Below are 13015 nucleotides of genomic sequence, written 5' to 3' on the forward strand. Positions count from 1 at the left end.
TGGCCCTACTCCTGATCTTCAACGATGACCCTGCCGATCGTCACCTTAGTAACTGGTATAATCACACTACCATGGATTGGCAACCCGTTTGGGACGAACGCGTTCACGAGAGCCAATTCCGCAGCCCCGCGCCGTCGGCTGCGCCAGCTGGTGGCGGCCTTGTCGGATCATGTGGTGGATCGACATCGCATTTGGCATTGCCGGCGAGGCCGGGTCTTTTCAGGGTTCCGGCGAGCCGTCAGTCTTGATAGTTAGGGTCCGCTGCCAACCGTCTCAGCAGTATCCGTGGGAGCAGGATCCATCAGCGTCCGGGAAACATCGCCTTCAAGCCGTCGCGCGACGCCCTGGCGACGCCGCGCTCGGTGATCAATCCGGTGACCAGCCGCGCCGGCGTCACGTCGAAGGCCGGGTTTGCCGCGGGCGTCGTCTCCGGCGAGATGCGGACCTGCGCAATCTCGCCACTCGCGGTCTTACCCCAGACCAGTGAGACCTCGTCGCTGGAACGCTGTTCGATCGGGATTTCGGCCAGCCCGTCACCCACCGTCCAGTCGATGGTTGGCGACGGCAGCGCGACATAGAACGGCACGTCGTTGTCGGCGGCGGCCAGCGCCTTCAGATAGGTGCCGATCTTGTTGCAGACATCGCCGTCGGCGGTGGTGCGGTCGGTGCCGACGATGACCATGTCGATCTGGCCGCGCTGCATCAGATGGCCGCCGGCATTGTCGACGATCAGTGTATGCGGCACACCGTGGCCGGCCATCTCCCATGCGGTCAACTGGGCGCCCTGGTTGCGCGGGCGGGTTTCGTCGACATAGACATGAACGGGAATGCCGGCTTCCGTTGCCAGATAGATCGGCGCCGTGGCGGTGCCGTAGTCGACGGTGGCCAGCCAGCCGGCATTGCAATGGGTCAGGATGTTGACCGGCTCGCCCGGTTGCTTGCGTGCTGCGATTTCCCTGATGATTTCAAGCCCGTTGACGCCGATGGCGCGGTTGAGGCCGACATCCTCGTCGGCGATTTCGCCGGCGCGCCGGTAAGCCGCCTCGGCGCGCTGTCCTGATGGAAGCGGCCGCAGCAAATTGCGCATCTCATCGAGCGCCCAGCGCAGATTGATCGCGGTCGGGCGGGTTTCGTGCAAGACCTCCCAGACGCCGTCGAGTGCCGCATCCGAAGGGTCGTCGGCCATCTGCATGGCGACGCCATAGGCGGCGGTGACGCCGATCAGCGGCGCGCCGCGCACCCACATGTCGCGGATCGCCGTGGCGATGCCGGCAACGGTGTCGACTTTTTCGACGCGGAAATCATGCGGCAGCCAGCGCTGATCGATGATCTCCACCGAACGGCCGTCGTCGCTCAGCCAGATGGTGCGGTAGTGGCGGTCGCCGACATTCAAATCCTGTTCTCCCGTTCGATCAGTGCGGCCAATTTGTTGACCTCGTCGATGCTGTGGATCTGGCGCCGGTTGACGGCGATGTGACGGCCGAATTTCAGCGCCTTTGCCTCACATGTGGCGCGCAGATCGGCGTCGGCAATGGTCTCGAAATCGGCATTGTGCGCGAGGCCCAGAATGCGCCTGTGCACCTCGACGCCGGCAAAGCCCAGCATGTCGGTCCACACCTGGTGCAGCATGTGGTCGAGCGCCTGTTCGGCGCCAAGCCTGTCGCCCTGATCCTCGAACAGGCTCTTCTGGTAGAGCATGCCGGTGCGCTCGGTTCGCCACAGATGCGAGAACTCGCTGCGGAACACCGACCATGTGTCGACCGTGACGTCGAGCAGATAGGCGCGCATGGTGTCGCGCTTCCCGTTCTGCTCGTGGCCACGCTGCGAGAAGAACGCCATCCAGAAATTGGCGAGCAGCATGCCGACGTCGAAGGCGATCGGGCCGTAGAAGGCGAATTCGGGATCGATCATCCGCGTTTCTGTCTCGGTGACCATGATCGAGCCGGAATGCAGGTCGCCGTGCAGCAGCGTCTCTGCATTGGCCGCAAAAATGTGCTTCAGCCGCTGCGCCTCGACCTTGAGGTCACGGTCGGCGCGCAATTCTGCAACGATGCTGTCGAGCTGCGGGCTCGTATGCCGGTTCATCTTGGCATCGAAATACGGGTCCGAGAACACCAGGTTCTCGGTGATGTCGCAAAGCTCGACATTGTCGGCGAACAGCGCCAGATCGGCCTTGCGATCCCTGGTCGCCATATGCAGGTCGGAGCCGCGAAACAGGGTGCGGGCCATGAACAGGCCGATGTCCCTGGCGATGTTGGGCAGTTGCCGGCCCTCGATCAGCGCCCGCCGCAGGATGATGTGCGGCGACAGGTACTCCATGATGATCAGCGCCTGGCCTTCGTCGAAGTGATGGATCGCCGGCACCGAACCGGGCGCTCTCGCCTGCTGCCGGGTCAGCGCGTGATATTCAAAGAAGGAGCGTTTTAGCGGCAGCGGCCAGCTGTCGCCGACCAGGCGGACATAGGGCAGGGCCTGCTTGACGACGGCCGCACCCTGCGCACCCTCGACGATGAACACCAGGTTCAGATTGCCGTCGCCGACCTCGCGAACCTTCCAGCGGCTCGTGTCCTTGCCGATATGCGAGCACAGCGCCGCGTTGGCGCCGAGGCGGGCCGCCAGTGTTTCGACCGACAGTGCTTCGAACGGCAATTTCCCAGTCATCCTCACCTCCCGTTTACGTGCTCTCATCTTAGTGGAGCCATCACGGTTGGTCCAAGCTAGGAAGCCCTCTGGCAATTGTCAATCGTGTTGACAATTGCCGGAACAGCCCATAGCGTCGTCGCCAGGGAGGAACGAATGGGCAATGATGCCGTGTTCCGCGTCGACGGCCTGAGGAAATCCTTCGGCCCTATCGAGGTGCTTGGCGGCGTCTCGCTCGATTTGCATGCCGGTGAATTGACCGTGCTGATGGGCGCCAACGGCGCCGGCAAATCCACCCTGGTCAAGATCATCAGCGGCGTTTACGAGCGCGGCGGCGGCACGATGAGCCTTGCCGGCCAAAACTTCGCGCCGCACGACTTCGCGCCGAAAACGCCGGCGGCGGCGATCCGCGCCGGCGTCGTCACCGTTCATCAGAACATCAATGACGGTGTCGTCGCCGATCTCGACGTCGCCACCAATTTGACGCTCGACAGGCTGAGCGGCAGCGGCGCGCCGACCCTGTTCAATCCGGGCCGGGTGCGCCGCGAGGCAAAGGCGGTTGCCGACCGCATGGGGCTGATGATCGACCTGAAGGCCCGGATCAGCGATCTCTCGCTGGCCGATCGCCAGATGGTGGCGATTGCCCGCGCCATGGCGCATCAGCCGAAGGTGCTGATCCTCGACGAGCCGACCTCGTCCTTGTCCAGCGCCGAGGCCGACCGGCTTTTCGCGCTGCTCGACAGGCTGCGCGAGCAGGGCGTCGCCATCCTCTACATCTCGCACCGCATGTCCGACATCAGGCGGCTTGCCGACCGGATCGTCTCGATGCGCGACGGCGTCGTCTCAGGCGTCTTCGACAGCAAGCCGCTCGATTATGAAGGCGCGGTCAACGCCATGCTCGGCCGCAAGATCCACCTCGAGCGGATCGTCGCCAGGAATTCGGCCAGGCCTGTCCTGACGATCGACAGGTTGCGCATTGCCGAAGGTTCCAGGCCGATCTCGCTGACGCTCGGCGACGGCGAAGTCGTTGCCATCACCGGCCTCGTCGGCGTCGGCAAGACAGCGCTCGCCGAGACGCTGTTTGGCGTCCGCAAGCCGCTGTCCGGCACCATGGTGCTGAACGGCAAAGCCTATGCACCGGGGTCGACAGGCGAGGCGATCGCCGCCGGCGTGTTTCTCGTCGCCAAGGACCGGAGCGAAAACGGGATCGTCGGCGACTTCAACATCCAGAAAAATATCAGCCTGCCGTTTCACAGGCGGATGTCGCGTCTGGGCGTTCTCAAGCGCCGCATCGAGCGCGCCACCGCCCGCCGGCAGATCAAGGAATTGGGCATCGTCTGCCGCTCGGAGAAGGACGAAATGTCAGCGCTTTCCGGCGGCAACCAGCAGAAGGTGATGGTCGCCCGCTGGATGTCGCAGGCGGCAAGACTGTTCATACTGGACGAGCCGTTTCAGGGCGTCGACATTTCAGCCAGGCGCGATATCGCGGCCAAGCTGCGGGCGAGCGCCAACGGCCGTGCGACGCTGCTGTTCGTCACCGAGCTCGACGAGGCGCTGGAGACCGCCGACCGCATCCTGGTGATGTCGGAGCAGACAATCGTCGGTGAGCATCGCAACGCCGACATCGACGTCGATCGCCTGCTGGCCGAAGTGGCGGGCGGGCCGCTGCACAGCGCAGCGTGAGGCGGGCAGATAATGGGACGTGGAATGGAGAGGGCATGAGTTCGGGTTGGGTAAGGATGGCAGCCGCGCGCGGCCATGCCATCCGCTATGGCTTCATCGTTCTGCTGTTCGGGTTGATCGCCTATTTCGCCATCGCCGCCGATGGCTTCGTCTCGCCGCAGAGCGCCGTCTTCATCTTCCAGTCCGTCGCCATCACCGGCGTGCTGGCGCTCGGCGTCACCGCCACCCTGGTCGTCGGCGGCTTCGACCTGTCGATCGGCTCCGTCGCCACCAGCGCCATGATGGCGGCCGCCTATGTCATGGTGGTGCTGGAGCAGAACGCTGTCGTCGCGGTTGTCGCCTGTCTCGCGATCGGCGTCATCGTCGGCCTCATCAATGGCTGGCTGATCGTCTATATGCGTGTACCGGACCTTCTGGCGACGCTCGGCATGATGTTCCTGCTCGTCGGCTTGCAGCGAATCCCGACCGAGGGCCGCTCGATCGCCACCGGCATGACGATGCCTGACGGCTCGGTCGCCAACGGCACGTTCGGCGCCGGCTTCCTGGCGCTCGGCCGCCACCGCTTCGATTTCTTCATCCCCAACCTCATCCCGGTTTCGGTCGTCGTCCTGCTCGTGCTTGCGGTGCTGATCTGGTTCTTTCTCGAATACACCCGTTTCGGCCGCATGATGTATGCGGTCGGCAGCAACCAACGGGCTGCCGAACTCGCCGGCGCGCCTGTCAAGGCATACAAAATCTGGGCATACGTTATTTCAGGGGTTTTTGCCTCGATCGGCGGCATTTTGCTCGCTGCCCGGCTTGGACGCGGCGACATCGCCTCGGGTAATAATCTCCTGCTGGACGCAGTGGCTGCGGCACTCATCGGCTACGCGGTTCTTGGCGCCGCCAAGCCGAACGCCTTCGGCACGGCTGTCGGCGCGGTGTTTGTCGGCGTGCTGCTGCAGGGCCTGACGATGATGAACGCGCCCTATTACACGCAGGATTTCATCAAGGGCGTGGTTCTCGTGGTTGCCCTGGTCTTCACCTTCGCCCTTTCCGACAGGGGCAACAGGTAGGATTTCGACGGACAGGATTTTCGACCGGCTGAAATTTGAATTCAACAAGTGGAGGAGACAACATGAAGATCACAAGAAGAGTTTTGGGGAAGGCAGCAATCGGGCTTGCCGGTGCTGCGCTGCTGATGCAGGTCCCGGCGATGGCGCAGGACAGGCCGGCGCCGTTCGACAAGCCCGGCGCCGTCAAGATCGCGCTGGTCCGCTATCTCTCGACCGGCGACTTCTTCCAGGCCTATCTGTCCGGTGTAGAAGCGCAGGCCAAGGCGCTTGGCGTCGATCTGCGCGTCCTCGACAGCCGTCAGGATGCCGCCCTTCAGGCGGACATGGTCGACCAGGCCATCGCGCTCGGCGTTCAGGGCATCATCATCCAGCACGGCTTGACGGAATCGATGAAGGAAGCCGCCCAGCGCGCGGTCGACGCCGGCATCAAGGTCGTCGCCTTCGACGTCAACCTCGAGAACCCCAAAATACCGCAGATCGAGCAGTCCGACCGCGACCTTGCACGCCTCGCTCTCGAGCAGGCAATCAAGGACAATGGCGAGGGCTGGAAGGCCGGCTACGTCTATGTCGCCGGCATCGCGCCGCTCGACCGCCGCAACGAGACCTGGGTCGAGTTCAAGAAGAAATATCCCGGCATCAAAGAGGCGGCGATGTTCGGCGCGCTCGACAACCCGATCGCCAATTCCGTCGCCAACCAGGCCCGTTCGGTGCTGTCGGCCAACCCCGACATCAAGGTGATGTTCGCGCCCTTTGACGAATTCGCCAAGGGGGTGAAGATCGCCGTCGACGAGGCCGGCCTGTCACAGGACATCAAGATCTATTCGGCCGACATCTCGACCTCCGACATCGCCGCGATGCGCGAGCCCGACAGCGCCTGGGCGGCGACGGCTGCCACCAACCCGGCCGTCGTCGGCCAGGTTTCGGTGCGCGCGCTGGCGCAGCTTTTGGCCGGCGAAGACCCCGGTCAAAACGTCATCGTGCCGCCGACGCTGATCAGCCAGAAGGACCTGATCGACAAGGACATCAAGAACATGGAAGACCTCTCGGCCAAGCTGCCGCAGTTCGCCCATGCCGATGTCGCGATGCCGGCCTGGATGCCGAACCCGAACGCCAAATAAGCGTACCATCGCAGGCCCAAGGGAAGAGCGGCTCGCGGGCGGGCCGCTCTTTTCCAGGTCTGAATGCCTGCTCCGTCAGGCTCGTGGTTTACAGCCAGTGCTCCGGATCGCGCATCCCGTGGACGATCGCCACGACCAGGATGCCTTCCAGCTGCGGTTCGTAGATGACGATGTAGCGGCCCTCGATGAGCACGCGGGCCGTCACACTCAACTCTGGCCTGGCTGTGCCCATCTTGGGGTGCTCCGCCGCCAGCTCCAGTTTGTCAAAAATGCGCATAAGCAGCTTGTCGGCTGCCTTTTCATTCTCGATTGCGATAGTGTGCCAAATATCCCGCAAATCTTGCGAGGCGCGCGGCGTGAGCCGATATCTAGCCACGGGCGCGGCGTTCTGCCTTCAAACCGCGTATGAACTCGGCGGGTTCGACTTCCACCGGCTTGCCGCTGGCCATGCCGTCGGCATAGGCCCGCTTCAAGTGTTCCAACTCCAAGGCGCGCAATTCCTCGCGCTGTTCCCACAGGCGCAGAGCGTCGCGGACAATCTCGCTGTTAGAGGCATATCCCCCGCCTTCGACAGCGCTTTGCAGGCGGGCCGCCTGTTGCGGGGTGAGGGATATGGTAAGGGTGCGCATGGGATGGGTTTTCATGCTTGGCCATGTATCATATCTCACAAGGTCTAACAATCTTTGTTAGGATTCTCCGGTGATCTCTCACCGCGAGAATGGCAAAGTTCCAAGCTACCGCAGCGCCGCCGCGATATTGCCGCCATCCACCGTCGTCACATTGGCGGTGGTGCGCTCTGCCAGCGCCTGATGCAGGAAGGCCTGGGCGACGTCTTCGGCCGTCACTTCCTGCCCGAGCAGATTGCCCGCCATATATTCCTTTTCCGAGACCCCGCGGGCGCTCGAACGGCTGGCGATCATCGCGTCGGTCAACAGCCCGGAACGGATGCGGTCGGCGTTGACCGCATTGGAGCGGATGCCGTGGGCGCCGTAGTCGACAGCATATTGCCTGGACAGGAAAAGCGTCGCCGCCTTTGGCATGCCATAGGCGCCGAACTTCGGACCCGGATTGATCGCCTGCTTGGAGGTGTTGAACAAAAGCACGCCGCCGGTGCCCTGCTCGAGCATGATGCGCACTGCGTTCTGCGCCGCCGACTGGTGGGCGAAGAAATTGAGTTCGAAGCTCTTGCGCAAAGTGGCGTCGTCGAGTTCGCCGATCCTGCCTTCCCAAGCCGCACCGGCATTCGAGACGAGGATGTCGAGGCCACCGTAGACGGCAACCGCCTTGTCGAAGGCAGCGCGCATCTGCGCCGGGTCGGTGATGTCGGCGCCGACGCCGATCGAACCGTTGCCGGCCTTTTTTGCCGCCTCCGTCGCCCTCGCCGCGTCGAGATCGACGACGACCGCATGAGCGCCATTGTCGGCGAACAGCTTTGCCGTGGCGGCGCCGATCGCGCCGGCGCCGCCGGTGACCAGCACAATTTGGCCGGTCAGCGGCTTCGGCTTGTTGGCGGCGAGCTTGGCCTGTTCCAGCGACCAGTATTCGAGCGGAAAAAGGTCGGCCTTGGACAGTGGATGGAAATCGCCGATTGCTTCGGCGCCGCGCACCGCCTCGATCCACATTTCACCGACGTCGGAGGCAATCTTCGCATCCTTCAGCGTGCGGCCATGGCCGAACATGCCGAGCCCCGGCACCAGCGTCAGGCGTGGCATCTGGTCGAGCATAGTGCGCTTCACGTCGTCGAGCGCGTCGTTGGTCTCGAAGTAGGCGCGATAGTCCCTAGCGAAGTTTTCGACATGCTGGCGAATGACGGATTTGTAGTCGCCGATCTTGTCCGCGTCGGGCGCCGGCAGCGCCATCGGTCCGGTCTTGATGCGGATCGACAGGTCGGGCGTCGACACGCCGCGCCCGGCATAGTCGGCAATGTCAGCCGAATTGATGAAATCGACGATCGCGTCCGAGGTGCGGAAATCGCTGATCATACGGTCGAAGCGGCCTTCGCCGCGCGCTACCGCCACCTCACCGCGCAGCATCGGCGCAATCTCCGCAGGCCTCGCCAGCCTGGCCGGCAAGGCAGCTTTTTCGCTGCGCGGCTTGCCGTGGCTGGCGATGAAATCCTCGGCGATATCAACATAATGGATCATCCGGTCGTAAGCCTGCTTGGCGTCGTCGCCGAACGTGAAAATGCCATGCTTGTCGAGGATCAGGCCTTCGACCGTCGGGTCGGCGTCGAAGACATCGGCAGCCGCCTTCGCCAGGTCGAATCCCGGCATGATGTAGGGCACGAACCCCATCTTATTGCCAAAAACCTTCTTGCTCAGCGCCTCGCTGTCGTCTTGGTCGACAATGGCCAGGATCGCGGTCGAGTGCGTATGGTCGACGAATTTATGCGGCAGGAAGGCGTGCAGCAGTGTCTCGACTGAAGGGTTGGGCGAAGACGGATCGATCAGGTTCACCCGCTGCAGCGCCACCATGTCTTCGTCGGAGAGTTTTTTGAGCGACCGCGCCTTGAGCAGCGCGCCGAGCTTGACCGCCGGCAGGCCCTGCGGCTCGATGATGCCCATGTCCCAGCCGCTGCCCTTGACGCAGAGCACGTCCCATTCGTCGCCGACGAGATCGATGGCCTTTGTCTTGCACGATGTGTTGCCGCCGCCATGCAGGACAAGCCGCGGTTCGCCGCCCAGAAGCCTGGTCGTGTAGACGCGCAGCGCCAGGTCGCGGGCCACACCCTTTGTTGCATAGTCGGCAACCAGCTTCTCCGCGTCGCCGTCATTCCACAGGTTCTTCATGTTCGCTTCGTCCGGTTGTTTTGTTGTGAAACAGGAATGCCGCGACGCCTTGATGACAATGCGTCCGCGGCTTGTGTTCTCTAGGCGACCTTTTCTGCTGCCGGTCCGGCATCGTCGAGCAGCCGTCGCGCCATCCGGGCGCCGACCACCAGATGCGTGCATAGCCGACCCGCGATCGCCGCCACCAGCGGTCCGAACTTGCTGTCCTCCTGCACCACCACGAGGCGCTTTTCAATCTTGCGCAGCGATGACAGCTCCGCCGAAATGATCCGCCTGTTGTAGCTGCAGTCGAGCGCCTTGCCTTGCGCGTCGATGATCTGACCGGCGATGACGCCGGCAGCCCCGGCACGACGCAGCACCTCCATTTCGCTGGCAGTCAGCGCGCCGCATTTGACGACATGGCTGTCGGCGTCGACGGTGCCGACTGAGTAAAGCGCCAGATTGCACGCACTGATGCCCGACAACTGCTCGCGGATCACCGGCTCGTCGCGCAGGCCGCGCGCCAGTTCCTCTGTCGTCAGCACCAGCGGCGCATAGAAATTGAGTCCCTTGGCATTGAGCCGGCGGGCGATTTCCATGGTGCATTGGTCGGGGCGGTAGGAATAGGGGGCTCCCAGATTGCCGCAGAGCTGCACCACCGTGACATCCTGCAGATCGGCATAGGACATGATGTCGGCGATCGTATAGATGGTCCTTCCCCAGGCGACGCCGATGCGATCGCCCTTCTTGATCAATTCGAGAAAGACGCTGGCCGCCAGCACCGCGATGTCGGTCGACGGATCGGCGACATGGCCGTTTTCCGGCGCTATCCAGACGGCATCGAGCTTCAATGCGTCTTCGAGTTTGCGCGCCATGACGTCGTCGGTGAAAAGCTGGGTCGAGGTCGAGATGTTGACGATGCCGGTCTCGCGCGCTTTGCGCAGATACATGGCGACCGAGGCGCGGGAAATCTTGAGCTGGCTGGCGACCTGGTCCTGGCGCAAGCCGTGGGCATAGTAGAGCCAGGCGGCCTTATGGATAAGCTGTTCTGCCGGTCGGATCGCCATGCCATCTCCTCGCTGACATTATTCACGGCTGTCGACAAAAGTCAAATTGTGGAATCTTGGTGAACTGCGGGCATTGTCGATGCCAGTGATTGCGCCATTTTTGTTATCGGGATAAAAACTGAACAGGAGGCCTGACAATGAACGTATCATTGGGTGAGCGCTGGGAAACTTTCGTGTCCAACATTGTCAAGCGGGGCCGCTACGGTTCTGCCAGCGAAGTCGTGCGCGAAGGCTTGCGCCTGGTCGAAGAACGCGAGGAAAAGCTAAAGGCGCTACGCGCCATGCTGGATAAGTCGTTTGCTGACGACGGCGAAGCGACCGAGCAGGACATTGACGCGGCTGTGGAAGCCAAGGCTGAGCAACTCGCAAAGGAAGGCTTCTAGGAGTGCCACGGCTGCGTATGTTGCCGTCGGTACAGACAGATTTGGTCAATATCTTTGAATACGTCGCTCGCGAAAGCGGCAGCCTGGTGCTTGGCCGCCGTTTTGTGGATGCTCTGCGCCAGAAATGCCGTGATCTGGCGAGCTTGCAGGCGACGCTCGGTCGTGCTCGCCCCGATCTCCGGCCGGACATCCGGAGTTTCGCTTTCCGGGGATACGTCATTTTCTTCCGCTATAATGGAGATTGCTTTGAGGTGGCGAACATCATCGAAGGGCATCGCGACATCAACGCGTTATGGTCAGAAGGCGAAGGCGGGCAGGGGCGCCAGGAGTAGCTGAGGCGGCCTCGCTCGCCAGCGTGCCGAAGCGTTCGATAAACATGGGGAGGACGGGATGGGCAATCCCTACGAACAGGATCTCGGCAGGAATCCAGCCAACCACCAGCCGCTGACGCCGCTCAGCTATCTGGAGCGGGCGGCAAGGACCTTTCCCGCCCATGTCGCGATCATCCATGGTCGCCAGCGCACGACCTATCGCGATTTCTGGCGGCGGTCGCTGAAGCTTGCTTCGGCGCTCTCCAGGCGCGGCATCGGCAAGGGTGACACCGTCACCGTCATGCTGTCCAACACCCCGCCGATGCTGGAAGCGCATTTCGGCGTGCCGATGACCAAGGCGGTGCTGCATTCGCTCAACACCCGCCTCGATGCCGCCGTCATCGCCTTTCAGCTCGACCATGCCGAAACCAAGGTGCTGGTCATCGATCGCGAGTTTGCAAATGTCGTCAGCGAGGCGCTGGCGCTGGCCAGGGTAAAACCGCTGGTCATCGACTATGACGATCCCGAATACGCCACTGACGCCCCTTATCCCAAGGGCGAGCGGATCGGCTCGCTCGATTACGAGACCTTCGTCGCGGGCGGCGACGAGGATTTCGCCTGGTCGATGCCGGACGACGAATGGGACGCGATCTCGCTCAACTACACCTCCGGCACGACAGGCAATCCGAAGGGCGTCGTCTATCACCATCGCGGTGCGGCACTGATGGCCTATGCCAACACCATCCATGCCGGCATGGGCAAGCATGCGGTCTATCTGTGGACGCTGCCGATGTTCCACTGCAATGGCTGGTGCTTTCCGTGGACGCTGGCCGTGCAGGCCGGCACCCATGTCTGCCTGCGCTGGGTGCGGCCGAAGCCGATCTACGACACCATCGCCGACCACGGCGTCACCCATCTGTGCGGCGCGCCGGTGGTGATGTCGGTGCTGATCAACGCCAGCGACGAGGACAAGCGGCAATTTCCGCAGACGGTCACCTTCAACACCGCCGCGGCACCGCCGCCGGAAGCGGTGTTGTCGGGCATGGCCGACGCGGGTTTTGCCGTCACCCACCTCTATGGCCTGACCGAGACTTATGGCCCGGCTGTCGTCAACGAATGGCATGGCGAGTGGGATGGGCTGGAGAAGGGACAGCAGGCGGCGAGGAAGGCCAGGCAAGGCGTGCGCTATGCCGCGCTCGAGGATCTGACGGTGATGGACCCCGAGACGATGGAGGCGACGCCGGCCGACGGCGAGACGATCGGCGAGGTCATGTTCCGCGGCAACATCGTCATGAAGGGCTATCTGAAGAACCGCAAGGCGAGCGACGAGGCCTTCGCCGGCGGCTGGTTCCACTCCGGCGACCTCGGCGTCATGCATCCCGACGGCTACATCCAGCTCAAGGACCGCTCCAAGGACATCATCATTTCCGGCGGCGAGAACATCTCCTCGATCGAGGTCGAGGAGGCGCTCTACAAGCACGGCGCCGTCGCCTCCTGCGGCGTCGTTGCCAGGCCCGACGACAAATGGGGCGAGGTGCCGGTCGCCTATGTCGAGCTGAAGCCGGGCAGGACGGCGACCGAGGCCGAGATCATCGACCACTGTCGCGCGCTGCTCGCCCGCTTCAAACTGCCGAAAGCGGTGATCTTCGCCGAAATCCCGAAGACCTCAACCGGCAAGATCCAGAAGTTCAGGCTGAGGGCGATGGTTAAGGGGTAGGTGGATCAGGACCGTCGGCGTCACGACGGTGCAGAGCGTTTGATGGCAGCGGGACAGCGCCCCCCTCTGTCCTGCCGGACATCTCCCCCACTTGGGGGGAGATTGGCTGTCATCGCCGCTTTCGCCGACTTTCAACATTGCAGGACTAGCTGGGCGCTAAAACCGCCAATCTCCCCCCTCGTGGGGGAGATGTCCGGCAGGACAGAGGGGGGCGCGAAGGATCACGACAGATCAGAATTTAGCCTGAGCCGCCGCTCATGCCGGGAACCGGCA

The 13015-nt window shown here is 63.0% G+C and carries 12 protein-coding genes; 6 read left to right on the plus strand and 6 right to left on the minus strand.

Translation table 11 applies throughout. The annotated features are described in order from the left end of the window. Positions 1 to 301: 301 nt before the first annotated feature. Positions 302 to 1393, minus strand: coding sequence for an S-methyl-5-thioribose-1-phosphate isomerase (gene mtnA / locus AC0L2V_RS15890; RefSeq protein ID WP_473508877.1), 1092 nt, complete (start codon positions 1391 to 1393; stop codon positions 302 to 304). Then, positions 1390 to 2661, minus strand: coding sequence for an S-methyl-5-thioribose kinase (mtnK, locus tag AC0L2V_RS15895; protein ID WP_473508876.1), 1272 nt, complete (start codon positions 2659 to 2661; stop codon positions 1390 to 1392). Before mtnK ends, mtnA begins: the two co-directional genes overlap by 4 nt. Before the next feature lie 135 nt (positions 2662 to 2796). On the opposite strand from mtnK, the gene AC0L2V_RS15900 reads away from it, so the two are divergent. The 3 genes from AC0L2V_RS15900 (at position 2797) to AC0L2V_RS15910 (ending at position 6496) form a co-directional block, all read left to right on the plus strand. Further along, positions 2797 to 4323, plus strand: a complete 1527-nt coding sequence (locus AC0L2V_RS15900; protein ID WP_473520573.1) for a sugar ABC transporter ATP-binding protein — start codon at positions 2797 to 2799, stop codon at positions 4321 to 4323. A gap of 35 nt (positions 4324 to 4358) precedes the next feature. Further along, positions 4359 to 5378 carry an ABC transporter permease gene (locus AC0L2V_RS15905; protein WP_473508872.1) on the plus strand — a complete coding sequence of 340 codons (1020 nt, stop codon included), beginning with the start codon at positions 4359 to 4361 and terminating at the stop codon, positions 5376 to 5378. Positions 5379 to 5440: 62 nt separating this feature from the next. Further along, positions 5441 to 6496 carry a substrate-binding domain-containing protein gene (locus AC0L2V_RS15910; protein ID WP_473508870.1) on the plus strand — a complete coding sequence of 352 codons (1056 nt, stop codon included), beginning with the start codon at positions 5441 to 5443 and terminating at the stop codon, positions 6494 to 6496. Positions 6497 to 6584: 88 nt separating this feature from the next. Here the strand turns inward: AC0L2V_RS15910 and AC0L2V_RS15915 are convergent, their stop codons facing one another. The 4 genes from AC0L2V_RS15915 to AC0L2V_RS15930 all read right to left on the minus strand — a co-directional run bounded on the left by AC0L2V_RS15915 (position 6585) and on the right by AC0L2V_RS15930 (position 10331). After that, positions 6585 to 6872, minus strand: coding sequence for a type II toxin-antitoxin system RelE/ParE family toxin (locus AC0L2V_RS15915; protein ID WP_091599850.1), 288 nt, complete (start codon positions 6870 to 6872; stop codon positions 6585 to 6587). After that, complete coding sequence (locus tag AC0L2V_RS15920) at positions 6865 to 7125, minus strand: type II toxin-antitoxin system ParD family antitoxin (protein ID WP_413468400.1); 261 nt, start codon at positions 7123 to 7125, stop codon at positions 6865 to 6867. Before AC0L2V_RS15920 ends, AC0L2V_RS15915 begins: the two co-directional genes overlap by 8 nt. 105 nt (positions 7126 to 7230) lie before the next feature. Continuing rightward, entirely contained in the window at positions 7231 to 9285 is a 2055-nt protein-coding gene (locus tag AC0L2V_RS15925) for a bifunctional aldolase/short-chain dehydrogenase (protein ID WP_473508868.1), read from the minus strand. Between the two features lie 80 nt (positions 9286 to 9365). Continuing rightward, positions 9366 to 10331 (minus strand): sugar-binding transcriptional regulator, encoded by a 966-nt coding sequence (locus AC0L2V_RS15930; protein ID WP_473508867.1) that lies wholly within the window; start codon positions 10329 to 10331, stop codon positions 9366 to 9368. A gap of 137 nt (positions 10332 to 10468) precedes the next feature. Here AC0L2V_RS15930 and AC0L2V_RS15935 point away from each other — a divergent pair, with 137 nt between their 5' ends. Genes AC0L2V_RS15935 through AC0L2V_RS15945 form a run of 3 tightly spaced genes read left to right on the plus strand, consistent with a single transcriptional unit; the run spans position 10469 to position 12742 of the window. Continuing rightward, positions 10469 to 10714, plus strand: coding sequence for a type II toxin-antitoxin system ParD family antitoxin (locus AC0L2V_RS15935; protein ID WP_077381476.1), 246 nt, complete (start codon positions 10469 to 10471; stop codon positions 10712 to 10714). Positions 10715 to 10716: 2 nt separating this feature from the next. Then, the gene (locus tag AC0L2V_RS15940) at positions 10717 to 11046 is read left to right on the plus strand and encodes a type II toxin-antitoxin system RelE/ParE family toxin (RefSeq protein WP_473508865.1); all 330 of its coding nucleotides are present in this window, start codon (positions 10717 to 10719) and stop codon (positions 11044 to 11046) included. Between the two features lie 58 nt (positions 11047 to 11104). Beyond that, positions 11105 to 12742 carry an acyl-CoA synthetase gene (locus AC0L2V_RS15945; protein WP_473508863.1) on the plus strand — a complete coding sequence of 546 codons (1638 nt, stop codon included), beginning with the start codon at positions 11105 to 11107 and terminating at the stop codon, positions 12740 to 12742. Positions 12743 to 13015: the final 273 nt, after the last annotated feature.

The sequence above is a fragment of the Mesorhizobium sp. WSM4814 genome, assembly GCF_055811595.1.